Annotated in this window: 23 protein-coding genes; 17 read left to right on the top strand and 6 right to left on the bottom strand. The window is 62.3% G+C overall.

The window, feature by feature from the left end; genetic code table 11:
• Positions 1-52: 52 nt before the first annotated feature.
• A complete protein-coding gene (locus QLG12_RS08785; RefSeq protein WP_282474322.1) occupies positions 53-1,999 on the bottom strand; it encodes a methyl-accepting chemotaxis protein in 1,947 nt (648 codons plus the stop codon).
• Between the two features lie 50 nt (positions 2,000-2,049).
• On the bottom strand, positions 2,050-3,720 hold the full coding sequence (gcbA, locus tag QLG12_RS08780; RefSeq protein ID WP_064379216.1) for a diguanylate cyclase GcbA: 1,671 nt from the start codon (positions 3,718-3,720) through the stop codon (positions 2,050-2,052).
• 326 nt (positions 3,721-4,046) lie between these two features.
• Between gcbA and QLG12_RS08775 the strand changes: the two genes are divergently transcribed.
• The 10 genes from QLG12_RS08775 (at position 4,047) to QLG12_RS08730 (ending at position 13,706) form a co-directional block, all read left to right on the top strand.
• Positions 4,047-5,195 carry a hypothetical protein gene (locus tag QLG12_RS08775; RefSeq protein WP_282474355.1) on the top strand — a complete coding sequence of 383 codons (1,149 nt, stop codon included), beginning with the start codon at positions 4,047-4,049 and terminating at the stop codon, positions 5,193-5,195.
• Positions 5,196-5,317: 122 nt separating this feature from the next.
• Entirely contained in the window at positions 5,318-5,917 is a 600-nt protein-coding gene (locus QLG12_RS08770; protein ID WP_349016981.1) for a hypothetical protein, read from the top strand.
• Complete coding sequence (locus QLG12_RS08765) at positions 5,896-6,402, top strand: Hcp family type VI secretion system effector (protein WP_236194646.1); 507 nt, start codon at positions 5,896-5,898, stop codon at positions 6,400-6,402. The genes QLG12_RS08770 and QLG12_RS08765 overlap by 22 nt, the downstream gene beginning before the upstream one ends.
• A complete protein-coding gene (locus QLG12_RS08760; protein WP_236194645.1) occupies positions 6,399-6,875 on the top strand; it encodes a hypothetical protein in 477 nt (158 codons plus the stop codon). The genes QLG12_RS08765 and QLG12_RS08760 overlap by 4 nt, the downstream gene beginning before the upstream one ends.
• A gap of 137 nt (positions 6,876-7,012) precedes the next feature.
• Positions 7,013-8,080 (top strand): DUF2333 family protein, encoded by a 1,068-nt coding sequence (locus QLG12_RS08755; protein ID WP_064379224.1) that lies wholly within the window; start codon positions 7,013-7,015, stop codon positions 8,078-8,080.
• Between the two features lie 3 nt (positions 8,081-8,083).
• Positions 8,084-8,641, top strand: a complete 558-nt coding sequence (locus tag QLG12_RS08750) for an NUDIX hydrolase (RefSeq protein WP_197869859.1) — start codon at positions 8,084-8,086, stop codon at positions 8,639-8,641.
• A 187-nt stretch (positions 8,642-8,828) separates the two neighbouring features.
• Complete coding sequence (locus QLG12_RS08745) at positions 8,829-9,200, top strand: translation initiation factor Sui1 (protein WP_064379228.1); 372 nt, start codon at positions 8,829-8,831, stop codon at positions 9,198-9,200.
• Between the two features lie 218 nt (positions 9,201-9,418).
• Positions 9,419-11,332: an arginine decarboxylase gene (gene speA, locus QLG12_RS08740; protein ID WP_039772053.1), complete on the top strand. Its 1,914-nt coding sequence runs from the start codon at positions 9,419-9,421 to the stop codon at positions 11,330-11,332.
• Positions 11,333-11,565: 233 nt separating this feature from the next.
• Positions 11,566-12,915, top strand: coding sequence for a contractile injection system protein, VgrG/Pvc8 family (locus QLG12_RS08735; protein ID WP_197869858.1), 1,350 nt, complete (start codon positions 11,566-11,568; stop codon positions 12,913-12,915).
• Positions 12,912-13,706: a DUF4123 domain-containing protein gene (locus tag QLG12_RS08730; RefSeq protein ID WP_064379234.1), complete on the top strand. Its 795-nt coding sequence runs from the start codon at positions 12,912-12,914 to the stop codon at positions 13,704-13,706. Before QLG12_RS08735 ends, QLG12_RS08730 begins: the two co-directional genes overlap by 4 nt.
• 9 nt (positions 13,707-13,715) lie before the next feature.
• On the opposite strand, the gene QLG12_RS08725 is transcribed toward QLG12_RS08730, so the two are convergent.
• Together QLG12_RS08725 and QLG12_RS08720 are read right to left on the bottom strand one after the other, a co-directional pair.
• On the bottom strand, positions 13,716-15,065 hold the full coding sequence (locus QLG12_RS08725; RefSeq protein WP_282474320.1) for an MATE family efflux transporter: 1,350 nt from the start codon (positions 15,063-15,065) through the stop codon (positions 13,716-13,718).
• A 37-nt stretch (positions 15,066-15,102) separates the two neighbouring features.
• Positions 15,103-15,396: a hypothetical protein gene (locus tag QLG12_RS08720; RefSeq protein WP_064379237.1), complete on the bottom strand. Its 294-nt coding sequence runs from the start codon at positions 15,394-15,396 to the stop codon at positions 15,103-15,105.
• 143 nt (positions 15,397-15,539) lie between these two features.
• Here QLG12_RS08720 and QLG12_RS08715 point away from each other — a divergent pair, with 143 nt between their 5' ends.
• The 5 genes from QLG12_RS08715 (at position 15,540) to QLG12_RS08695 (ending at position 19,956) form a co-directional block, all read left to right on the top strand.
• The gene (locus QLG12_RS08715) at positions 15,540-15,842 is read left to right on the top strand and encodes a MazG-like family protein (RefSeq protein WP_011332275.1); all 303 of its coding nucleotides are present in this window, start codon (positions 15,540-15,542) and stop codon (positions 15,840-15,842) included.
• Positions 15,842-16,591 (top strand): methyltransferase, encoded by a 750-nt coding sequence (locus tag QLG12_RS08710; protein WP_236194641.1) that lies wholly within the window; start codon positions 15,842-15,844, stop codon positions 16,589-16,591. Before QLG12_RS08715 ends, QLG12_RS08710 begins: the two co-directional genes overlap by 1 nt.
• Before the next feature lie 12 nt (positions 16,592-16,603).
• Entirely contained in the window at positions 16,604-17,215 is a 612-nt protein-coding gene (locus tag QLG12_RS08705; protein WP_197869855.1) for a DUF4136 domain-containing protein, read from the top strand.
• Positions 17,216-17,269: 54 nt separating this feature from the next.
• Positions 17,270-17,827 (top strand): DUF4136 domain-containing protein, encoded by a 558-nt coding sequence (locus QLG12_RS08700; RefSeq protein WP_007951006.1) that lies wholly within the window; start codon positions 17,270-17,272, stop codon positions 17,825-17,827.
• Positions 17,828-17,976: 149 nt separating this feature from the next.
• Positions 17,977-19,956 (top strand): TadG family pilus assembly protein, encoded by a 1,980-nt coding sequence (locus tag QLG12_RS08695; protein ID WP_197869854.1) that lies wholly within the window; start codon positions 17,977-17,979, stop codon positions 19,954-19,956.
• Here the strand turns inward: QLG12_RS08695 and QLG12_RS08690 are convergent.
• Both QLG12_RS08690 and QLG12_RS08685 read right to left on the bottom strand, forming a co-directional pair.
• The gene (locus QLG12_RS08690; RefSeq protein ID WP_282474319.1) at positions 19,926-22,691 is read right to left on the bottom strand and encodes an ATP-binding protein; all 2,766 of its coding nucleotides are present in this window, start codon (positions 22,689-22,691) and stop codon (positions 19,926-19,928) included. The two genes, QLG12_RS08695 and QLG12_RS08690, sit on opposite strands and share 31 nt — an antisense overlap.
• Positions 22,688-23,128 carry a TadE/TadG family type IV pilus assembly protein gene (locus QLG12_RS08685; RefSeq protein ID WP_064379247.1) on the bottom strand — a complete coding sequence of 147 codons (441 nt, stop codon included), beginning with the start codon at positions 23,126-23,128 and terminating at the stop codon, positions 22,688-22,690. Before QLG12_RS08685 ends, QLG12_RS08690 begins: the two co-directional genes overlap by 4 nt.
• Positions 23,129-23,203: 75 nt before the next feature.
• Here QLG12_RS08685 and QLG12_RS08680 point away from each other — a divergent pair, with 75 nt between their 5' ends.
• A complete protein-coding gene (locus tag QLG12_RS08680; RefSeq protein WP_236194639.1) occupies positions 23,204-23,674 on the top strand; it encodes a prepilin peptidase in 471 nt (156 codons plus the stop codon).
• A 124-nt stretch (positions 23,675-23,798) separates the two neighbouring features.
• Positions 23,799-24,575 (top strand): response regulator transcription factor, encoded by a 777-nt coding sequence (locus QLG12_RS08675; RefSeq protein ID WP_275949897.1) that lies wholly within the window; start codon positions 23,799-23,801, stop codon positions 24,573-24,575.
• Positions 24,576-24,707 lie beyond the last annotated feature (132 nt).

Raw genomic sequence — 24,707 nt, 5'->3', positions numbered from 1 at the left:
CTCGCGAATCAAAGGTGCGGGAATGATAGCGGACTTGGCCCTGCGCTGTGTGTCACACGCGGAACGCCTGCACGGCGGTGTGCAGCTGGCCGCCCAGCAACAGCAGGTTCTCGCCTTGCTCGCGGCCTTGGCCGATGCGCAGCAGATTGTCGCCGCCCAACTGGTGAATCCGTTCGCTGTGATCGCGGATCTCGCTGACCGCACCGCTCTGTTGCGCGGTGATGTCGGCGATGCGGATAGCGGTGTCGGAGATGGTCTGGATCGCGCCGACAATCTTGTCCAGCGCACCGTCCGCCGATTGCGCCTGACTGGCCGTGGCCTCGGCGTGTTCGACCTGGGCGCGCATGCCCTCGACCGATTGCCGGGCGGCAGTTTGCAGGCCGGCGATCAGGGTCTGGATTTCCGCGGTGGCGCCGGCGGTGCGTTGCGCCAGTGATCGGACCTCTTCGGCCACCACGGCAAAACCACGGCCCATCTCCCCGGCGCGGGCGGCTTCGATCGCCGCGTTGAGGGCCAGCAGGTTGGTCTGGTCGGCAATCGAGCGGATCACCGTCAGCACGCCGCCGATGGTTGCCGACTCTTCGGCCAGGTGTTCGATCATCTGCGCATTGCCTTGCACTTCGCCGACCAGCGCGTGCAGACCAGTGAGACTCTGGCCGATCACCTGTTGCCCGTGTTCGACGGCCAGCCCGGCATGGCGGCTGGCGTCGGCGGCCTGCCGTGCATCGCCGGCCACTTGCTGGATGGTCGCTTCCAGTTCGCCGAGGGAATCACGGATCAGCGCGGTATCGCCGGCCTGATGTTCGGCACCGCTGTGCAAGTCATTGCTCAGCTCGGCGAGGGTGCGACTGCTGCCGGCCACTTGCTCGGCATTGCCACGAATGGTCCCGACCAGATCCACCAGATAAGCGCGCAGGCGATTGAGCGAGGCTTCGATGGCGTGCAGTTCGCGGTTGGTCTTGCCCAGATGAATGTCGCGGCTGAAGTCGCCTTCGGCCCAGGTCGACAGCGCCGGTGCGAGGTTGGTCAGGGTGCGGGCGAGGCGTCGTTGCAGGGTGTCGATCAGCAGCGCGATCAGCAGAATCAGACCGATCATCACGCCTTGCATCAGGCGGACTTCACCCTGGATTTGCCCGTGCTGGGCGCGCACCACCGGTTCGAGGCCGGCGATGGCTTGCTGCACGGCGGCGATTTTCTGGTGGGTTGCGGTGCTCAGGTCGGTGCGTTTCTGGATCTGCTCGCGGGTGCGCGCCAGCTCCGCCGGGTAACGACCGAGCAAACTGTTGAGTTCGCGTTTGAGGCCGACCCCGGCATCTTCGGCGGCGGTTTTTGCTGTGCTTTCGATGCCCATCATCGCGGCGAAATCGTCGCTGCCGGATTCACTGCTGGCGACCACGCCGAGCAAGGGCAGGGCGTCGATCGCCTGGGCCTGGGCGCGAATGTTGCTGACTTCGCGCTCGACATCGGCGGCCAGTTCACTGCGTCCGCTGCTGACCAGTTTGTCCCGGGCCAGCGACAGTTTGCCCAGATGTTGAGAGGCGACCAGAAGGGGTGTCAGGTAGGTCGCGTTGCCGCCAGCGTAGGTGCTGAGTTGATCGAGGCTGGCGCTCAATTCGCGCTCGGCCTGCAACAGCAGGGCCTGTGGATCGCCGGCCAGTTTGCCGGCGGCCAGCAGGTCGGTCTTGCTGAACCCATCGAGGTCGGCGAGGCTCGGGCGCAAGGTGTCAGCCAGCGCGGGCGGCAACTCTCCGAGTTCTTTTTGCAAAAGATCGATGGCCTGACTGGCGCTGCTCAGGCGCAGGGCGTCGCCGCTGGCGAGGTAATCTTCGACGTTGCGTGCCACGTCATTCTGAAATTGCTGCGACAGCCCCAGGTAACGCTCCATCAACAGATACGGGCGCTCCAGGGCTTTTTGCGACCACCACAGCGTGGCGCCGAGGGCCACGCAGACGGCGACCAGCAACAGAGTGTTGAGATTGGTGAGCAACTTCAGGCGCATGACGGCTACCAACGGCAGAATGGTAAGCGCCTGAATTTATTGCGGTTCTGTTACACGGTTATGACCGTTTGGGTCGAATCCGATGAAAAAGTGGCACTTTGCTTTGAGTCGCGAGCGGTCTGCACCCGATTGCGTCCCTCGCCCTTGGCGCGATACAGCGCCTCGTCGGCCTGGCTGGCCATCATCAGGCTGTCGGAGTCGTCGTGCATCTCCACCACGCCGGCGCTGAAGGTGCACCACAGATCCTGCGGCTGGGCCGGGTAGTGGATCTCGGCAAAGCGCTGGCGGATTTCGTCGAGCACTTTGTGCGCCGCTTCTATATCGGTGTCGGGCATGACGATGGCGAATTCCTCGCCGCCGTAACGGCCGATGAAATCGGTCTTGCGCAGACGCTGCTTGAGGAACAGCGCCAGGCTCTTGATCACCCGGTCGCCCATGGGATGGCCGTGGCTGTCATTGACCCGCTTGAAGTGGTCGATGTCGAGCATCGCAAAGCTCAGCGGCTTGTTCTCGCGGCGGGCGCGGAACGAGCAGTCTTCGAGCAATTGCAGAATGTGCGTGTGGTTGTAGAGGCCAGTGAGGCTGTCGCGGACCATCCGTGCTTTCAGGTTACGCGCGCGGGCGGCGCGGTTGCGCACGGTGGTGATCAGGTGGCGCGGCTTGATCGGCTTGGTCAGGAAGTCGTCGCCACCTTCGCTCATGGCGTCGAGCTGCTTGTCCAGATCGTCTTCGGCCGACAGGTAAATGATCGGCACGCTGACGTAGCGGTCGTTGTGGCGGATGACCTTGGCCAGCTCGGTGCCGGTGCAGGCCGGCATGTACATGTCGAGGATGATCAGGTCTGGCTGGAAGTCCGCCAGCTCGGCCATGGCCTGGATCGGTTCGATCAGGGTGCGGGTGACGATCCCGGCGCTGTTGAGCAGGCGTTCGGTGTGCAGGGCCTGGGCGCGGGAGTCGTCGATGATCAGCACTTTATAGGGTTCGTACTGGGCGACGCAGGTCAGGACTTCGATTTTTTCCAGCAGGCTCGAGGCTTCGAGGGTACCGGTGAGAAATTCCTGGCCACCGGCGCGCACCGCTGCGAGGCGGGTCGGGGTGTCGGTTTCGTGCAGGCTGAAGAACAGCAGCGGCAGCGGTTCTTCCAGACCTTGCTGGGCTTCGGCGGCGAGTTTCAGACCGACGCCGGCACCGCTGAAATCCACGTCCATGACAATCGCGGCCGGCAGGCGCTCGACCATCGACGAACGAAACGCCGACACGCTGTCCAGCGCCTGGGCGCTCAGACCGAAAAACTCCAGCTGCTTGGCCAGCCGCTCGGCGCGGTCGTGATCCTGCAGCATCACGTAGATCGGTTTGCGCAGCGGCGGCAGGAAGGTCTGATCAAGCTGATCGCCATGGCGCAGGCCGGTGCGCGACAGGCGCTGCATCAAACGGTTGAGATCGGTGATCAGGCCGCTGCTCAGGCGTCCGCGATTGGCGTCCACCGCTTCGAGCGACTGGCTGATGTGACGTGCCAGTTGCGTGTGTTCGGGCTGTTCGAAACGCTCGGCAAAACGCAGCAGGCGCAGATTGGCCTCGCTCAGTTCGGCGAGATCGGCAGTGGACCACTCACTGCGCTGCAGGCGCTGCCATATCTCAAGAATCTGACGTGCCTGATGAATTACCCGCTGGGCAAAGTGGTGCTTGAGGCGCTCACGGCTGGGGTCTTCTGGCTCGGTCATATCCTGACTACTAGTTAGGCTGCATGCTGAGATCGACTGGTGGCTCTATGCTAGCACCTCTTTTCCCTTACATGAGTGTCGTACGTCAATAATCTGCTGTGCGTCACTATTCAGTTTCTGACCGGGCGGTTTCATCCGGGACTGGCTCGTCGTTCCAGTGCCCGTGAACCGGGCCTTAAAGGATGTTTCCCAAGGCTTTTGAGGACGCTTCCCCCGCACTGGATGGTCATCGTCTGTCAGGGCTTTCTGATTTTTCCCAAGGTCGGTTTCGCAAGGGTTTTGCGCTGGTAGGGTCAGGGAAACCCCTACCGGATGTTTGCCCGGACATGACCCAGTGTTTCAACAAATACCCCAGCGATGCTCAGCGCCTGAATCACAACATCACGCCCGTTGCCGACTGCGAGTGCAATGAAGAGATGTTGTATGGCGAACGGGTGAGGGTGACCGAGGTGCCGGTTTTGACGTGCCAGTGCCTTTGGCGTGCCTATCAGCGGGAGGCGGAAAACATCGTCGCCCCTGACGGCGTGCTGATCGCCGATCCGGTGCAGCGCAACCGGGCGATCAACGCCGCGTATGCCCGACTGTGGCTGCATGACTCGCGGTTCCAGTGGGCCGGGCTGGCGGCGTTCGCGTCCAAGCAGGTCGGTTGTGGATTGCTGCATGCGGCGGACAGTATCGAGCTGATCCGCCAGGAGCATGAGGCGCGGCAGCGAGTGCGGGATGGGCGCCGTGAGTCCGGGCTGCTCACTCCGGACAAAATGCCCCGACAGGCCGAGGACTGGGGGGATTACCAAGAGGCGAGGGCGCGCAACCCTGTGCCTTCGCTGGATTTGCGTACTTCGGGTGAAGAGCTGTCATTGGTGCAGCAACAGTTCCGGCATGTGTACGACATGATGGCGATGGGCAATACCACGCTGTTTCTGGATGTTTATCCGCTGCATCAGTTTTATGCGGTGCGTGGGTTGGCGGAGTTGAAGAAGTGTCTGAAAACACGGAGAACGATCTATGGGCACGCAAGGTTTCCGGTGCTTTGGCCCATAGGGGGGAAAGCGCTTCCTTTCGGTGAGGCGTTTCAAGAAATCTTGAATGGATTCGAGGCGATAGATGCGGGGAATATTGCCGAAAGTGTGAATCAGCTGGCTTGGCACGAACAACGAAACATTCTCCAGCCGAGCATCTACGAAAATCGCCATTTGGTGACGTTGTTGCGTGGCAATCATTTTTCCTACGTGACCGGCTTCCCTTCCGGTGTGGCGCAGGCCATCGAGTTGACCCTCACCAGTCAATGTCAGCGAGTCGATGACGGCCGCACCATCGATTTTGGCCGCAACCCGCTGGCGGACCTATCCGATCTCGATCAGCGGATGGTGTTTGTCCTGCGGGCTGCCGCCCGTTTTCACCAGATGCTCAATGACAGCAACAGGGACGCACTGGCGCAATCCATTCGTGAGATCGCTGCCATGGAGGATGCTTGATGCGCTTGCGATCCTGTCTGCCCAGATGGCGTTGCTGGGCATGGCTCATGCTTTGTGGTGTTCTGGCCGTGGCCGCCGCACGTCAGTTGACACGGCCTTTGTGGGGCGACTCCGTGATCGCCATGTCCATAAGCGGAACCTATGAATACATGCGTGAGCATTCGACCGCCCCCCTCGTTATATGGGGCCATGTTGGCAGGCGCGTCTGGGGTGGCGCTTCCAGGACAGATGCGCGCCTGCGATTTGTCGATCCGCAGTACGGATTCGAAACGCCGCCGGCGCGGTTCTTTACGTTCACGTTCGAGGGTCACCTGGTCGGTGATATCCGCATGTCTCCTCAGGTCGAGCCCCTGTTGATCGATGATGCCTTGAAGGTCGTTCTCGATCTGCAAGCCCAATGGTGCGCAAACGGTTGGAGGCCAGTCGGGACGCGAAGTGATCCGACGATGGCGGACACACCAGAGTGGCGAGTCTATCTCAGAGACAGTGTGGTCGCCGGACGTTCATTTTGGCAGGCCGGCGACAAGTATCAGGCGATGTTGATCCTTGGACGGTTCCGAGACTCTCGGCATCCCGACCAAGAGCGATACCTCATTACTCTCGAGCTCGCCGAGCCCTGGATACCCTTTGACGAAATTGAAGATCTCTACGAAGAACCCCACCCCTTTCCCCCACCCCAACCCAAAGAAGGAGAAATTCCATGCCAACCCCAGCCTTCATGACCATCCACGGCAGCCGCCAGGGCCTGATCAGCGCCGGTGCCTTCACCGAACCGTCGGTGGGCAACAGCTACCAGAACGGACGTGAGGACAAGATCATGGTTCAGGCCTTCAGCCACGGCATTCTCTTGCCCAAGGGCGCGGGTGCCGGGCGGCGAATGCACAAGCCGCTGGTCATCACCAAAACCATCGACAAAGCGTCGCCGCTGATCCAGGTCGCCCTGTGTTCCGGTGAGCGGCTGAGCAAGTGCTGTCTGGAGTTCTATCGAACATCGGCCCACGGTAGTCAGGAGCACTTCTATACGATTGAACTGGAAGACGCGCAGATCGTCAGCACCGAGGTTTTTATGCCCGACTGTCAGGATCCCGCCACGTCACACCTGACACAGCGGGAAAAAGTCCACTTCAGCTACCGCCGCATCTACTGGCGGCACGAGATCAGCCGGACGATGGGCTCCGATGAGTGGCAGAGCGAGAGCCTGGGATGAGGCTGGTTCATCATTCGCACCTGACCGATACCGAGCGCCTGCATGTCTATCCGGTGGACCAGGCGCTGGAGTGGGTTTGCAAGGTGCTGCTGGAGCGGCAATCCCTCGAAGGTCTCGATCAGCTGCGGGCAGGTCTGATGCTCGATCTGGACAGCGAAGTGCTGGAGCACATCGAACGTGGCGAGTGGCTGTTACTCAGGGCCGAAGCCGATGACGGCGAGTGGCCCCCTGTCCAGTCAGCCTTCGATCAGGCGGTGCTCGACCTGATGAACAACCCCCCGCCCCAGCCCACCAGAACGCCGCGCATTTATCGTCTGGTCGAGAGCATGACCGGCGAACCGTTGCCGCAGCAGCCCTACATTGCAACAGTTGACGGGATCCCCACCCAGCGCCGAACTGACGCCGAAGGCATTGCTCATCTGTTCATGCCGGACGATGCCCGGCAGATTTCAATGCGAATTTTCAACGTCTGAAGCCTGCGTCTATCCTTTCGTTCACTGACGAACTCCGCCTGTTTTTCTTCGCGACCCTGATCGCGGGTGCCGGGGCGAGGCACGTTGTTGTATGGTTGTGGTCGAACCGTTGAACCCAAGATTGAAAGGATATCGCCATGCTGGACTGGAAGAACCGCGCGGGCAGCGCGCCTGAACGTGCCGCCGAGCCCAAGTCGGCCGCCCGCAGCTATGTCGGCGGGCTGTTGTTCAGCCGGGCGCTGGCCACGCTGGTTGCCATTTATCTGTTGGTGACCATTGGCCTGGGCTGGTACTGGAGCCAGGAGCCGGCGCTGTTTCCCGTCGCGCAGAACGCCCAGGTTGCCGCCGAGAAGGAAGGCAAGCAGATGGTGGTCGGCTACACCACCGTCGAAACCCTGAAAACCGTTGCCGGCACTTTGCTCGACAAGCCGGGCGGCTACATTTCCAACGACCGTTTCCCGCCGGGCCTCTGGATGGATAACATGCCGAGCTGGGAGTACGGCGTGCTGGTGCAGGTACGCGACCTGACCCGTGCCCTGCGCAAGGACTTCGCCCGTTCGCAGTCGCAATCGGCTGAAGACGCCGACCTCGCCAAGGCCGAGCCGCGCTTCAACTTCGACAACAAGAGCTGGGTCCTGCCGTCCAGCGAGTCGGAATATCAGGAGGGCATCAATTCCCTGAGCCGTTATCAGGCGCGTCTGTCCGACCCGACCCAGAAAAACGCATTGTTCTATGCCCGCGCTGACAACCTGAACAACTGGCTGGGCGATGTCGGCACCCGTCTCGGTTCGCTGTCGCAACGCCTGTCGGCCAGTGTCGGCCGGGTCAAGCTCAACACCGCGCTGAAAACCGAAGTGCCGGCGGTGGGTGAAGTGCCGCAGGTCGACGAGGAAGTGGTCGAAACCCCGTGGATGCAGATCGACAACGTGTTCTACGAAGCCCGTGGTCAGGCGTGGGCGCTGTCGCACCTGCTGCGCGCGATCGAGGTCGATTTCGCCGACGTGCTGGCGAAGAAGAACGCGACCGTCAGCGTGCGTCAGATCATCCGTGAGCTGGAAGCTTCCCAGGAGCCGATCTGGAGCCCGATGATCCTCAACGGCAGCGGCTTCGGCGTGCTGGCCAACCACTCGCTGGTCATGGCCAACTACATTTCCCGGGCCAACGCGGCCGTGATCGATTTGCGTCAACTGCTCAATCAGGGCTGAGTCATGGACGAGAGCGCCAGAGAGGCGGCCCACCGCGCCGCCTCGGATGCCGAACAGATCGCCTGGGTCGACGAGCAGGACAACCTGCTCGGCGCCCTGGTACGTTCCGACCTGCGCGAGCGCGGGCTGATCGGCCGTGGCACCTACATCATGCTGTTCAACTCCGCCGGTGAACTCTGTGTACATCGGCGCACCCTGAGCAAAGCCATTTATCCCGGTTACTGGGACGTGGCGGCGGGTGGCATGGTGCAGGCGCACGAGACCTACGCCGAGTCGGCGGCCCGTGAACTGGAAGAAGAATTGGGAGTGAGCGGCGTCGAACTGACCGCCCACGACCATTTCTACTTCGAGGACACCGGCAATCGCCTGTGGTGTTCGGCGTTTTCGGCGGTGTGGGACGGGCCGCTGATCCTGCAGCCTGAAGAAGTGCTCGAAGCGCGCTTCATTCCGGTCGAGCAGGTCATGCAGGAAATCCGGCAAAAGCCTTATTGCCCGGACTCTCTGGCCGCCCTGAAACGCTATCTGAAGGCTCAGCAAAGCGACGTCGCAAAGAACACATAAATTGGCGCCGATTGGCACTTAGCAATCGGCGTTTTTGCCGTTACACTGCGCGACCTTTTCAAGCTGTGCCGGCCCGCTTTTATTGAAGAACCGGTGCAGTAGCGCTGCCCCTGCCTGAGTGGGGCTTCGCGGTCGATAGCCTTGCCCAAGGCTGCGATCAGTCTTTGTCCTCCCGAGAGGATTGCCGGTGGCCAAAAAAGCCGCATCCTTCGCCGCCCTGGGCGGCCTGGTATTTTCCACCGACGCAGGTCGTCATTGCCCGGAATGCAGCAAACCGGTGGACGCCTGTATCTGCAAGCAAACCGTGATCCCGGCCGGCGACGGCATTGCCCGCGTGCGCCGCGAGAGCAAGGGCCGTGGCGGCAAGACGGTGACCACCATCACCGGCGTGCCCCTGGCCGAAGACGCGCTCAAGGAGCTGGCGACAACGCTGAAGAAGCGTTGCGGCACCGGCGGTGCGTTGAAAGACGGGGTCATCGAGATTCAGGGCGACCATGTCGAGCTGCTCCTGGCCGAGTTGGTCAAGCACGGTTTCAAAGCGAAGAAGTCCGGCGGCTAGCAGCCTCTGTGAAACCCACCGACGGCTTGATTCAGCTCCAGAGTTCCTGGTTCTGACGTCGTTTCCATGGTTTTCACAGAGCCTGTTCATGAACGGTTTCTAAACTCAACGCTGTCAGCGCGGTCTACCGCCCCGCTGACGAACCGTCATTTTCATTCTTTAGACTGCGCCGGCCTGCGATCAGGCGACGCACTATGACTTCTTTATAGGGGACTTCGATGTCCGTACGACGCACACGCAAAGACGATGGCAGCCAATGGACAGTTGCGGACAGCCGCAGTGTTTACGGGATTCGCCATTGGGGGGCCGGGTATTTCGCGATCAATGACGCCGGTCGCGTCGAAGTTCGTCCGAACGGCCCGAGCAGCTCGCCTATCGATCTGTTCGAACAAGTCGACCAGTTGCGCAAGAGCGGCTTGTCCCTGCCGCTGCTGGTGCGTTTCCCCGACATCCTGCAAGACCGCGTCCGTCAGCTGACCGGCGCTTTCGATGCGAACATCGAGCGTCTGGAATACCAGAGCAAATACACCGCGCTGTACCCGATCAAGGTCAACCAGCAGGAAGCGGTGATCGAGAACATCATCGCCACCCAGAACGTTTCCATCGGTCTGGAAGCCGGCTCCAAGCCTGAGCTGCTGGCGGTGCTGGCACTGGCGCCGAAGGGCGGCACCATCGTCTGCAACGGTTACAAGGACCGCGAGTTCATCCGTCTGGCGCTGATGGGTCAGAAGCTCGGCCACAATGTATTCATCGTGATCGAGAAAGAATCCGAAGTCGGTCTGGTGATCGAAGAAGCCGCTTCGCTCAAGGTGAAGCCACAGGTCGGCCTGCGCGTGCGTCTGTCGTCCCTGGCGTCGTCGAAGTGGGCAGACACCGGTGGCGAGAAATCCAAGTTCGGTCTGTCGGCGGCGCAACTGCTGTCGGTGGTCGAGCGCTTCCGCGCGGCGGGCCTGGATCAGGGCATCCGCCTGCTGCACTTCCACATGGGTTCGCAGATCGCCAACCTCGCTGACTACCAGCACGGCTTCAAGGAAGCGATCCGTTATTACGGCGAGCTGCGCAACCTCGGTCTGCCGGTCGATCACATCGACGTCGGCGGCGGTCTGGGTGTGGACTACGATGGTACGCACTCGCGCAACGCCAGCTCGATCAACTACGACATGGACGACTACGCCGGTGTCGTGGTCGGCATGCTCAAGGAATTCTGCGACGCGCAGGCCTTGCCGCATCCGCACATCTTCTCCGAAAGCGGCCGTTCGCTGACCGCGCACCACGCGATGCTGGTGGTGCAGGTGACCGACGTCGAGAAACACAACGACGAAATTCCGCTGATCGAGAACAAGGAAGCCCTGCCGGAAACCGTGCAGTGGCTGGTCGATCTGCTCGGCCCGACCGATATCGAAATGGTCACCGAAACCTACTGGCGTGCCACTCACTACATGAGCGACGTGGCCGCCCAGTACGCCGACGGCAAACTGACCCTGGCCGAGAAAGCCCTGGCCGAGCAGTGCTACTTCGCCGTGTGCCGTCGCCTGCACAACTCGCTGAAAGCACGTCAGCGTTCGCACCGTCAGGTGCTGGACGAACTCAACGACAAGCTGGCCGACAAGTACATCTGTAACTTCTCGGTATTCCAGAGCCTGCCGGACACCTGGGCGATCGATCAGGTACTGCCGATCATCCCGCTGCACCGTCTCGACGAAGAACCGTTGCGTCGCGCCGTCCTGCAAGACCTGACCTGCGACTCCGACGGCAAGATCAACCAGTACGTCGACGAGCAGAGCATCGAGACCAGCCTGCCGGTGCACGCGCTGAACGAAGGTGAAGACTACCTGCTGGGCGTGTTTCTGGTCGGTGCCTATCAGGAAATCCTTGGCGACATGCACAACCTGTTCGGTGACACCGACTCGGTGAACATCTACCAGAACGCCGATGGCAGCGTGTACCACGCCGGTATTGAAACCCACGACACCATCGAAGACATGCTGCGTTACGTGCACCTGTCGCCGGAAGAGCTGATGACTCACTACCGCGACAAGTGCGCCAGTGCCCGCATCAGCGCCAGCGAGCGCACCCAGTTCCTCGATGCCTTGCGCCTGGGCCTGACTCGCTCCTCCTACCTGTCCTCCTGACGTTCAGGTTCCGACTCCACCAGATTGTCTGAAATTGTTCCGCGCACAGCGGGCATTTCAGATGATCTGGTGAGATTCTTCTTTTTAAATTCGTGAAATGACCTTCATCCAGGCGAGCAAAGTGATGTCGTCTGCTTTTCGCGTAGGTCATTTCCGAATTTGTACTTCGGCACTCTACTCGGCCATGCCTCTCGGCGAGAATCCCCGGCCGCCCCTCCTGTAGAGAATCGCCCATGTTCGATCCAGCCTGCGAGCCGTTGTTTCGTCTCGATGTAGCGGGTCTGTCCACTCCGCTTGAAGTCCTGGCATTCACGGGTAGCGAAGCCATCAGTGAGCCTTTTGCCTTCGAGATCGACTTGCTGCTCGATGATCCCTCCCTGGATCTCGCCAGCCTGATGTATCGCCCGGCTCGCCTGTGTTTCGGGCCTTCGGGCAACGGCGTGCACGGGCAACTGCACAGTCTTGTCCAGCATGAGCCCGGGCATGGCGCGCGATTGTGCCGGGTGCGGCTGGGGCCACGGTTGAGCTGCCTCGGCCTGCGATATAGCCAGCGCATCTTCAGCGACCGCACGGCACCGCAGATTCTGGATCAGGTCCTGCGCGAGCATGGAATCAGCGGAGCCCGGCGCCGATTCGAACTGCAGGCCGATCATTCCCCGCAGACGTTCTGCACCCAGTACGGTGAGTCGGATCTGCAACTGGTGCAGCGGTTGTGCAGGCAGGCGCGGATTCACTATCGCTTCGAGCATGGCGACAGGGGGCATTGCCTGGTGTTCGGCGATAATCCGGCCGGGCTGCCGTCAGCGGACGACTTGCGAGTCGACAGCGAAAGCAGCGCCCCGTCGGCGACCATACGGCGTTGGCTGATGAGCGAGCAGGTCGACGTGCAAGGCGAAGGATTGCAGCGTGTTCGCACGGCACAGGGGGACTCCTGTCAGGCAACCCTGCGCAGCGGTCAATGGCTGGCGTTGTCCGGTCACCCTATCGCAGACGCCAACAGGCGCTGGTTGTTGACCCGGATCGAGCACCATGCGGATCAGTTGCTCGACCCGCCCTACAGCAATCGGATCTTTGCCGCCGATCATCTTCACGTGCCCCCGATGCCCGCGCAGTGCTCGGGAAACCGCATGCGCAGTCCGCAACGCGCGTGGGTCGTGTCGGTTGCGGAGCCACAACCGGATCCCGGGCGCCCGATTGCCGTCCAGTTTGACTGGCTGTATCAGGGCGAAGGGGCGAGCCCGAGTCACTGTTGGCTGCCACTGGCCCCGGCGCTGGCCGATGCACCGTCGGCGCTGATGCTGGAAGGCCTGGAGGTTGTGGTGAGCTTTCTCGAAGGCGATCCCGAACAGCCCGTGATCAGTGGCGTCCTGCAGGCTTTGGCGCCTGCAAAATCCATTGAGCAAGAAGAGCCGTTGCCGGTGCCTGACCGCCTGGCCAGCGAAGGTCTCTCGCAATGGCTGAAGGCGGCCGAGCCGTTGTTACTGTTGTGCCTGATACCCGGAGGCGGCAGTTATCGGCATTGCGCCGCAGCGGTGTGCTGTTGCCGAGTGGCCGCCGGGCTCAAAACGAGCGAAGGGCGATGAGCGTCGCGGCACCCGGACAGCGTGCGCAATGGTTGTTGCTGGACACCGCGCAGGCACAGCAGGCGTTGATCACGCTGCGTCAGGGATTCTCGGGTGTGCGCAGCATGAAACTGTTTCACGGTACGGAGTTCCAGCCGGTCGATGAGCAGGGGCCATGGCTGATCGATCTGCGCGATTTCCCCGCACTCTCGTCGCTCTGTCATGCCGACCCGCAGACCTGGCAAGGGCTGCTGCTGGGCTGCGCAGCTCCGGAGCAGCGGTTGCGCGAGCACTTGCAACGGATGCTGACCGTCTCGGTGGGACTGGATCATCGTGCGCTGCTCAATTACTACAATCGCCAGACTGCCAGCTACTTTTTCGATGCCTGTGACGCCCGGCAATTGAGCTGCTGGCTCGGGCCGATAGACTGGTTGCGCTGGTTCGGCGGGACCTGGGCCGATCTGGCCGGCGGCAGTCAGGGCTGGCAGCAACTGCGCAATCCGGGGCTGGCCGTGGAACCGCTGCGGGTCGAACAAAGCCTGACCCGCCAACAGCGCGAACGCCTGCACCGATGCCTGCTGGATCAGCATGTCTGGCGCTGGAGTCAGTCGACGGGGAACGGCTATCGGCTGATCTCTTCCTTTCAGGAGCAAGGCCTGGCGCTGGGGTTCAGCGAACAGGCGCTGCTGGACGACTGGTTGTGGCTGCGTTTGCAGCATCCGCGTGCCGAACTGACACCGCTGCCGCAAGGTTTGACCCCACGGCAGCGGCTCGAACTGTTGCGTCGGCGCTGGCTGAACGATCCGTCGTGAAGCGCCGCTTCAGTGAGCGGCACCGTTGAACCAGCCATCGGTGCGCCGCAGCCACCACGCCAGTCCCCCGAGCGTCAGGCTGCGCAGCACCATGAACAGCAGGAATGAAATCCACAGGCCGTGATTGCCCAGACCTTGCAGCGCCCAGGCGACCGGCAGCAGCAGGATCACGGTCGCCAGCATGCCGTTGCGCATTTCCCGGGCACGGGTGGCACCGATGAACAGGCCGTCGAGCAAGTAGCTCCAGACTGCGATCAACGGCAGGACGGCCAGGTAGGGCAGGTAGATGAACGCGGTGTCGCGCACGCTCTGGATGTCGGTCTGCATTTCGATGAACAAGTGGCCGGCCAGCAGGAACAACGCGGCAAAGCCCAGGCTGGCCAGCAGCGACCACCCGCCGGCAACCACCAGCGAGCGACGCAGGGCCAGACGATCCCGGGCGCCGATGGCGTGGCCGCACAAGGCTTCGACGGCATGGGCCAGTCCGTCCAGCGCGTGGGCGGTCAACAGCAGGCCGTTGAGCAACAGCGCGTTCGCCGCGACGGTGGCATCGCCCAGTCGCGCGCCCTGCACGGTGATCAGGAAAAACACCGATTGCAGGGCCAGGCTGCGAATGAATATGTCGCGGTTGACCGCCAGCAGCGGGCGCCAGCTCTGCCAGAGTTTCAGGGCGGCCCAGGCGATGTGGCCGGGATAGGCGCGCAGTGCCTTGCGAGTCATCCACAGGCCGAGCAGGGCGCCGCTCCATTCGGCGATCACCGAGGCGCGGGCCGAACCGACCACGCCCCAGTCCAGGCCAATCACGAACCACAGGTTGAGTGCGATGTTGATCAGGTTGGTGCTCAGCAGAATGGCTAGCGGCGCACGGGCGTTCTGGGTGCCGAGGAACCAGCCGACCAGCGCATAACTGGCCAGCGCCGCCGGCAACCCGAACAGGCGGGTGTGGAAGAAGTCGCGGGTCAGCTGATCCAGCTCCGCCGACGGTTGCATGAAGTGCAGCGCGACCCCGCTCAGCGGTACGCCCAACGTTCCAAGCAGCAGCGCCAGCCCCATCGCCAGCAGCAGGCCCTGAAGCAGAATCTGCCGCAAGGCAGCACCGTCGCTGCGCCCGGCGGCCTGGGCGGCAAAACCGGTGGTGCCCATGCGCAGAAAACCCATGGCCCAGGCCAGAAAGGTGTACAGGCTGGCGCCGACCGCGACTGCGCCCAGCTGATGGGCGTGGGGCAGATGGCCGATGACGGTGCTGTCGACCAGCGCCACCAGCGGCACGGAAATGTTGGAGAGGATCATGGGGGCGGCGAGCGCCCAGACCCGGCGGTGGGTCGGGCGGTCGCACCAGTCGGTGATCAGGTTGGACATGCGGGCTCCTTGAGGAGCTGCATTGTAGCGGGCGGCGTCAGTGAATGATCCAGCTCAGCAGCCACAATCCCAGCAGCAACCAGATGATCCCGGCAATGATCGAGGCATTCATGAACGCGCGGATCGCCGACCACAGCAGCATCAGGCCGACGATCAGCGCGATGATGCTGATGATCGAGGTGTCCATGCCCAGCGCTCTCGACAGCCCGTCGACAAAGTTGCCGCCAGCGTTGCCGAGCAGATTGAACAGGCCGCTGAGGCCGTCGACGATGAAGCGGATGATCGAGCCGAGCGCCTGGCCCAGCCATTCGAAAAAGCTTTCTACCTGCATGTCTGTTTCCTGATGAAAGAGCTGAGCCTTGGGCCGCAGCGGGTGCGGTCGAGTTCCCTGCAAGCATAGAGGGTTTTAACGCGCGACTGGCGCTTGCCTTCGCTCGACATCCCCCCGAAGCTATACGCCTTCAGGAGAGCCCGATGAACCTTGTTGAACTGACCGAACGCCTGCACGCCATTCGCGACCGCAATGACTGGCGGCAATTTCACAGCCCGAAAAACCTGGCCATGGCCGCCAGCGTGGAAATGTCCGAACTGGTGGAAATCTTCCAGTGGCTGACCGAAGACCAGTCCCGCGAACTGCCGGCGGACAAACTCGCCCACGCCGGGCAGGAAGTCGGCGACATCGTTCTTTATCTATTGCTGCTGTGCAGCGAGCTGGGCCTGGACATGAATGAAGTGGTGCGCAGCAAGCTCGCCGACAGCGAACGGCGGTTCAGCTGATGAGCGACCGTCATTTCGATCAGTTGGCGACCCGCTTCGCCGAAAAAATCTACGGTGGTGCCAAGGGTGCGATCCGCCTCGCGGTGCTGCAGGCCGACCTCGCCGAGGCCTTGCCGGATCGTCCATTGCGGGTGCTCGACATCGGTGGCGGTCTGGGCCACATGTCGCTGTGGCTGGCCGAGCGCGGGCACCAGGTGACCTTCACCGAGCCGGCCGAGCCGATGCTCGAAGGCGCACGCCAGCGCTTTGCCGACGCCGGGCAAACCGCGACGTTCATTCAGGCGCCCTGGCAGGAACTGCTCGGCCAGCTCACCGAACCCTTCGATCTGGTGCTCTGCCATGCGGTGCTGGAGTGGCTGGCCGAACCCCACGCGATTCTGCCGGTGCTGCATCAGTTGACCAAGCCCGGCGGCTGGTTGTCGCTGGCGTTCTACAACCGCGATGCACTGATTTACCGGAACCTGCTCAAAGGCCATTTCAAGAAAATGCGCAAGAATGAAATGGCCGGCGAGAAGCAGAGCCTGACCCCGCAGCAGCCACTCGATCCACGGGAACTGGCGACGCAACTCGCCGGGTTGTGGCAGGTCGAAACCCAGAGTGGGGTGCGGGTTTTCCACGATTACATGCCGGTGGAATTCCAGGCCCGCGCCGAGTTGATTGATTTGCTCGAGATGGAGCTCGCCCACCGTCGTCACCCAGGCTTCGCCGGGCTTGGGCGCTACTTGCACTGGATCTGCCGGCCGATCTGATCGGAGCGAGATATGAAAGGTCATTCAGGGTTACTGCTGATCTGTCTGGGGTTGGCCGCTTGCCAGGGCAGCAACCCCTACGTAGCGCAGTCGCGACCGTTGCCGCCGGCCCCTCCGCAGGCAGCGACCACTTTCGACCGCAGCGCTTATCCCGCGCCGCCACGGGATTACGGGCGCTACCGCAGTTGGGCGTGGCTCAACGGTCAGCTGCCGCCGGGCACGGCCTGGGCGGATTCGGCGCAAGTGGCCGAAGCCGTCAGCAGTGCGCTGGACCAGCGCGGCCTGCGCCCGCTGCATGACAACCGCCCGGCCGACCTGCTGGTCAGTGCCCACCTGAGCCTGGAAACCCGCCTGCGTCAGGTGCAGGACGATTACGGTTATTACGGCGGCTACGGCGGATATGACCGTTACGGCCGCGGTTACGGGATGTACAACACGGTGCCAATCGTCCGTACCTACCAGGAACAGGTCGTGGTGGTGCGAGTCGATCTGTTCGACGCCGGCAGTGGTCAGCCGGTCTGGAGCGCCAGCGCCGAAACCGGCACGCAAGGCAAGCAAAGTGATCGCACCGACGCGATTCGGGAGGCTGTCGAAAAGGCCATGTCGGCGTATCCTCCCGGTTAGCTTCTGGCAAATGAGAAGCTCCTCCAGGTTCATGTCTTCCACCGGAGAAAAACCATGTTCCGCCGTCTCGCTTTACTGGCTGTGGCCGCGCTGCTCAGTGCCTGCGCCGCCAACCAGGTCAACCATGACTTCGACGCCAGCCGCGATTTTGCCGCTTACCGCAGCTGGAGCTGGAAAGACCCCGCCCTGCAATACCGCCCCGACGATCCAAGGATCAAGAGCGACCTGACCGAACAGCGCATCCGTCAGGCCGTCGCCGACCAACTGGATCAGCGTGGCCTGCGCCCGGCCGCCTCGGGTGCCCGAGGCGATCTGTTTGTGCAGACCTACCTGATCGTCGAGGACCGTCAGCAACAGGTGACCACCAACTACGGCGGCGGTTGGGGCGGCCCGTGGAACGGTTACTGGGGCGCGCCGATGTACAACGAAACCCGCAACATCACCTATAAAGTAGCGACCATTCAGGTTGATCTGCTCGACGGCAAGGACGGCAAACTGGTGTGGCGCGGCAGCGACGAGCAGATGCTCAGCCGCACGCCGAATCCGGCGGATCGCAGCAATGCCATCCGCGAGACGGTGGCGCGGATCCTGTCCAACTATCCACCGCGTTAATCTGTTGAAAAAGTACGGGAGCCAAATGGCTCCCGTTTTTTATGGGCGGGTAAAACTGGCGTCTTGCCAGCAGCGTTGCCTGCGCGTGTCTACACTCATACCCATCCATGGAGGTTGCGCCCGGCCGTGCGCCGGCAAAGGAGTGCGCCATGTCGCGTCATTCGCAGTGCGGCGGGCCAGCCCGGCAGCGGGGAGCCATCGGCCTGATGGCGGCGCTGACCCTGGGCATGGCCCTGGTGTTCATCCTGGTGGTGGTCGACAGCGGCCGCCTGTATCTCGAGCGCCGTCACCTGCAACAGATCGCCGATGTCGCCGCCCTTGAAGCCGCGACCCGTGGCGGCAACTGCGGCGCCGGGGCCACGGCCAACGCCTATGCGCAGGCCAGCGTCGTGCGCAACAATTTCCCGATTCCCAGTGCCGGTCGAGCCTTGGCGGTCGCCTGCGGGTCATTGAATCTGGACGCCAGCAATCTGCGGGTGTTTGCCGTCAATGCCGCCAGCACCGAAGCGATCCGTGTCGTCGTCAGTCATACCGTGCCTCAGAGCTTTGCCGGTGCTATCGGCGGACTCTTCGGCGGCGCGGGCCGCAATGCAACCATCAATCTCAGCGCCACGGCAGTCGCGGCGGTACCGCCACCATTGGCATCACTGACCATCCGCAGCACCGCATTGAGCGTCGATACGGGACGGTCAGCCGTGCTCAATGCGTTGTTCGGTGGCTTGCTGGGCGGCAACCTCTCGCTCAGTGCCGCGAGCTGGAATGGCCTGGTCAACACCAATATCAATCTGCTCGGTTATCTGGACCGGTTGAAGGTCGATATCGGTCTCAGTGCGGGCGGCTACAGCGAAGTGCTCGGCAACACCATCGCCGTCAGTCAACTGGTTCAGACCGCGATCAACGTCCTCGACCCCAACGGCACCCTGAGTGCCACGGCAACCATCCTCGGCTTGCAGGCGATCAAGGCAGCGGCCGGCGCGACCCAAGTGGTGCTGGGCAACCTGCTGAAGGTCCAGGCCGGCACCCAGGCCACGGCACTGGCGGTGGACGTGCGGGCGTTCGATCTGATTCAGGGCTTCGTGCAACTGGCCAACAAGCAGAATGGCCTGGTGGCCAACCAGACGATCAACCTTGGCGTGGCACAAATTACCGCGCGCGTGCAGGTGCTGGAGCCGCCGCAATTGTCGGCTATCGGTAACCCTCGCCTGGCAGCCGCCAACCCCTTGGGGCCGAACCGGATCTATGTGAAGACCGCGCAGGTGCGAACCCTGTTATCGGTCAATCTGCCTTTGCTGGATACGATTCTGTCGCTGGTCAACGCGGTGGCCGATCTCGCCGGGCCGCTGACCAATACGTTGAATGCCTTGCTCAACCTGAATCTGGTGGGCGTGATTGATTCGCTGACGTGCGCGCTCGGTGCGCCCTGCCAGACACCGTCGATCGAAGTGTTGCCCGGTCCGATTCGTCTGGATGTGGCGCTGGATGTGGCGGCAGCCAATAGTTACGTCACGGCGTTTACCTGCCCGACACCGACCAACAAGACCCTGAGCACCAATACCACCACTTCAGTCGCCAACCTGAAAATCGGCCGGATGGATCCGGCAGCGGTGTTCGGCAATAACGTCACGCCGCCGGCCGTGGTGGTGCAGCCGTTGAAGGTGATCGATATCGGTGTGAAGACCTGTCGGCGTTTTCTGGTGCTGCCGGTCAGCTGCGATCCACGCGTCCCTTCCGTCGGCGGCGGGCTCGACATCTCGGCCGATACTACCGTCGGCCAAAATGCCAACATCCCCCATGTCTATTCCGCGCCGCCGGCTGCCAGTCTGCCGGAGATCAACCAGCCGCCGTTCTATTACAGCTACAGCACCGGCAACGTGGTCAGCAGCCTGAGCGACACCCTGAACAACCTCAACCTCAACATGCATGGCCCGACGGGCAGTCTGGTCAGTGGATTGGGGGCGATTCTGAGCTCCGTGAAGACCTTGCTGGTGACCACCATCAATACGGTGCTGAGCCCGCTGCTCGACACCCTCATCAACACTCTGTTGATGGCCCTGGGGATCAACCTCAATCAGGTCGATGTCGGCGCCAATCTCAGTTGTCAGTCGGGGCGGGCGACACTGGTGATCTGATCGTCGAGGGCAATCGGCAATTCGATGCAGAACCGGGCGCCGTCGTCGCCGTTGCGCACGCTCAGGCGTCCGCCCATGTTCTCGACGATGCCGTAACTCACCGACAAGCCCAGGCCAGTGCCGACGCCCACCGGTTTGGTGGTGAAGAACGGCTCGAAAATCCGCTCCAGCAAACGCGGATCGATGCCGCCGCCGTTGTCCTCGACCCACAGCCGCACCACGTGTTCGTCGTGTTCGGCACGCACGGCAATCCACGGCTGGAAGTCGCGATTGGATTCACGTTTGCTCAGCAGCGCGTCCCGGGCGTTGACCATCAGGTTGATCAACACCTGTTCCAATTGATCGACGTACCCGCGCACCTGCAGCTGGAAGTTAGCCTCGCCGATCCGCAACTCGACGCCTTTGCCGCGCAGACCTTCGGACAGCAACGACAAGGTGCCTTCGATGGCATCGAGCGGATTGAACGGGTGCTGTTCGATTTCCGAGCGCCGGCCGAACACCCGCATATGATCGACCACCCGCGCCGCTCGCTGGACCTGAGTGTCGATACGGTTGAGTTTGTCGGTCAGGTAATCGATCTGCACATCGCCGTTGCCCAGGCGTTTGAGCACGTTGACGATGGCCATGCGCATCACGTTCAGCGGCTGATTGATCTCGTGGGCCAGCCCCGTGGCCATCTCGCCGAGGGTGGCCATTTTCGCGCTTTGAGTCAGTTGCTGCTGCGAGCGCCTGACTTCGGTGTTGTCGCGGCCCACGGCCTGGATTTCGAGTAAACGGCCCTGTTCATCGAACACCCCGCGATCCGACCAGATCCACCACGCATGTTCGCGCCCCGGCAGGCGCAGGTTGATTTCGGCACTGCTCACCGGCGCGTCCGGAGTCAGTTGCGCCAGACGCTGGACGAAGGACTCGCGTTGTTCGTCCGACATCCAGCTGCCCAGATTCACCCCCGGCAGTTGCTCCGGGGCGCACTCCAGATACATCGCCAGTGGCCGGTTGCCGAAGGTCAGGGTCAGGTCGGGGCGATAGCGGCAGATCATGGCCGGCGAATCTTCCACGAGGATCCGGTAGCGTTCTTCACTGGTCTTGATTCGCTCGGCGGCCAGGGTGGCGTCGGTAACGTCCAGCCACAGTCCCACAGCTTCCACCGGCAGGCCGAGGTCGTCGCGCAACAGCTTGGCTTCGTCGAGCAGCCAGTGGACGTTGCCCTGGGTGTCGAGCATCCGGTAGCGCGTGCTCACCGAACCTTCGCGCAGCAACTGCCGGGTGCGTTCGAAATACGCCGCGCGATCGTCGGGATGGACATGATTCACCAGCGCACCGTCGGCGCAGTCGGCAAGGCTCCAGCCCAGCAATGGTTGCAGGCTGGCGCTGAAAAACGTCAGCTGCAACGCGCCTTCGACATAGCGCTGCACGTAGATCACCGCTGGCGCGCTGGCGATCAGGTTGTCCAGTCGCGCATGGGCAGCGGCGGCCTGCTGTTGCTGGTTCTTGATGTCGCTGATGTCGAGCATGAAGCCTACGAGACGCCGCTCGGTGCCGATGCCCAGTGACTGGCCCTGCAAGCGAAACCACTGCGGTTGCGCCTGATCATCGGGTTGCAGACGCACGCACAGCTCCAGTGACTGACCTTCGTCCTGCAAGGCTTGCAGGCGGCTGCGCAGTTCTTCGCGGTCGGCCGGGTGCACCCGGGCGAACCAGGCCTGAATCGGCAGGCGCCCGGCGCTCAAGCCGAGGCTGACGGCCAGCGCATCGGCGAGCAGCACTTCGGCGCTGTCGCTGAACACCTCCCACCAACCGGTGCCGAGCAGGCTTTGCAGGATTTCCAGACGTTCCAGCTGCAAGTGGTGACGATGTTCACGCAGGCGTTCCAGCAGCGGCGCGGCGACGGCGGCGGCCAGTTGCAGCCAGTCGTGATCGCTCAACTCGGCGGTGTGTGGCTGCGCGCTGAAACAGCCGAAGAGCAACCATGCCGCCACGCCATGGGCATCGCGGTAAGGCACGGCAAACCCTTCGGCGGGGCCGAACATGCTGCTCAGTCGTGGATGCTCGGCGGGCAGCACGCGTTGCGGTGCGGCGCCGTTAAGGCTGTCGAGTCCGGTACCCAGACGCTGCGCCATATCCCACAGTCGCGGGGCGTCGGGTGCGCTGTAATGCTGATGAATCTGCCAGCCCTGGGCCGCTTCATCCAGCAATGCCACTGCGATGCACGGCACCTGAAAGCGCTGGCTCAGGCACTGCAGTTGTTCACCGAGCACCTGCGGCAGGCGCGCCAGGCCACAGAGTCGCAAATGGTCGCGGATGTGTGCGGCGAGCCACTGGCATTGTTCGCGACTGCGCGCCTGCTGCCTTTCGCTCAACAGGTCACCGATGTCCAGCAATTGCAGGATCCACCCATTTCCCTGCGGCTGCACCCAGCCGCGCAAGTGCAGCGGCGGACCGGCGAGGCTGAAAAAATCCAGATCGAGCGGTTGTCCTTGCCAGTCGGCCGGAGCTCCTTCGACCGCCAGCGCGCTGTGGGGCAGCAGGTAATCGAGCAGATGCGGCGTGCGAGTGGCGGACAGTTGTTGCGCCAGCACATGGCGCAGCGGTCCGGTCAGGTGGATGACCTGGCCTTCGCCATCCAGATGCAGCTGCAAACCGACGCCGGATACCGCAGGGTTGTCCATGACCGCTGGCGGTGTGGACGTTTGACGATTGAGCAGGCGGTTGAACAGCTTGTCACCGGAACTCAAAATTGCAGGCTCGAGCTGGCGGTCAGGTTGGCAGGCAGATTGGGCACCGCCCCGATACCGGGCAGGACCAGAAACGGTAACGCCTGATTGAGCTTGTTGGTCGGGTAGTTGATGCGCACCGTCAGCAGGCCGCCCACGTAGGTCACTGTCGCGTCAGTGGCTGCGTTGAAGTTCAGCGCCGGCGGCAGCCACGCCAGGCGTCGGGCCAGTTCGGCGCGTGCCACGTTCTGGATCGCGGTGGCGTAGTTGGCGGTCGCCGGATCCAGCGCCACGCCACGCCGCACCGCTTCGGACGTCGACTGGGTGAAGGCCTGCATCAGCAACATCGGCAGGCTGTAGCTCACGATCCCGTAAAACACGGCAAAGAAGATGACGAACACCAAGGCGAATTCGATGGCGGCGGCGCCTTTTTGCTTGCGGGGGAGGCCGGTTTTCATGAGTGCGTCTACCCTGACAGTCACTACGTAGTATCAGCATAGAATCATTCAGCCAAAACGGACGATTTTTACCGGATGCACAGCTTTGTCCTACTGATCTGGCTAACACTCTGCGCCGCGCAGGATGCCCGCGAACGCCACATCGGCAACGGCCTGACCCTCGGTGTCGGCGCGCTGGCGCTGGTCTGGCTGCTGGTCAGCGGCACCACCTGGATCGGGGCCGAGGCGGCGCAGGGCGGCTGGGCGGTGTTGCTGGCGCTGGCGCTCACGCTGCCGGGTTACCTGCTGGGGCGTATGGGCGGCGGCGATGTGAAACTAATGACAGCTCTGGCTCTCGCGACAGACGGTCAGCACCTGCTGGGCGCGTTCATCGGCGCCGCTTTTTGCAGTGTGACGTGGATGCTGCTGGTGCCAAAAGTCTGGCTGCATGCCAGTCAAGGGGTTAGAGAACGTCTTGGATATTTCAGTCCTGAAGTGTCAAAAAAGCTGCCATTTGCGCCGTTTGTGCTGGTTGGCACAATCCTGACTTTTTATTGGATCCATTAGTCGCCACCCGCCACTACTGCTATGTACATAGTCGGAAAGTGCGTCTACTTTCAAATTAGCAGTTATACAGCCACAGGCTGGCAGTACAGGAAAGGCCAGCTTTGGCCCGGGCATGGAGTGGCACGTGAACAAGCTTACGTCGGCGGTAAAAGTCCTTGTGGTCGATGATCAGGCGCTGATCGTTGAAGAGCTCTGTGAGTTTCTCGAGAGCAGCGGTTATCGCTGCGTGCCCTGTGAGTCCAGCAGCGAGGCGGTCACGCGTTTCAGTGAAGACCCGGCCATCGGCCTGGTGTTGTGCGACCTGCACATGCCGGACATGGACGGCATCGAGCTGGTGCAGGCGCTGCAGCGGGTGTCCGGCAAGAACCGGGCGTTCGAAGCGATCATGCTTACCGGCCGCGCCGACAAGCAGGATGTGATCAAGGCGTTGCGCGCGGGGATTGCCGATTATTACCAGAAACCGGTGGATCTGGATGAGTTGCTGGAGGGGTTGCGGCGTCAGGAAACGGTGCTGCAGGAGCGGCAGAAGACCCTGCAACTGGGGCACCTGAATCAGAAGCTGCAGGATCTTTCTTCGTCGATCGATGATTTGTATCAGGATCTGGACAAGGTTCGGCGCGGGCCTGCGCCGGCTGCCCAGACCTTGGCAGAGGGTGACAGTGCAGAGATGCCGGCGATTTTCGAGCAGTTGTCGCCTCGCCAGCTCGATGTGGCCCGGCTGGTGGGCAAGGGGCAGACCAATTATCAGATTGCCTGTGAGTTGGGGATTACCGAGAACACGGTGAAGTTGTATGTGTCGCAGGTTTTGCGGTTGACGCATATGCATAATCGGACGCAGCTGGCTCTGGCCCTTGCGCCCGGCAGTTCTTCCTCGGTTCGGCGGGGGGTTACGGCGCATTGACCTTGGCGGCCTTTGGGCCGGCCAGGCCTTGGGTTTGTTTTGGGTGAATATCCGGTTTTTTGGGTGTTGCGGTTGGCGGTTCCGCCCTTACGGCGGGTCACTTTTGGCAAACGCCCCAAAAGTAACCAAAAG

It is taken from the genome of Pseudomonas sp. V88_4, from assembly GCF_029967985.1.
In the GTDB taxonomy this organism is placed as follows: Bacteria; Pseudomonadota; Gammaproteobacteria; order Pseudomonadales; family Pseudomonadaceae; genus Aquipseudomonas; species Aquipseudomonas glycinae.
This window is presented reverse-complemented; position numbering and strand designations above follow the sequence as displayed.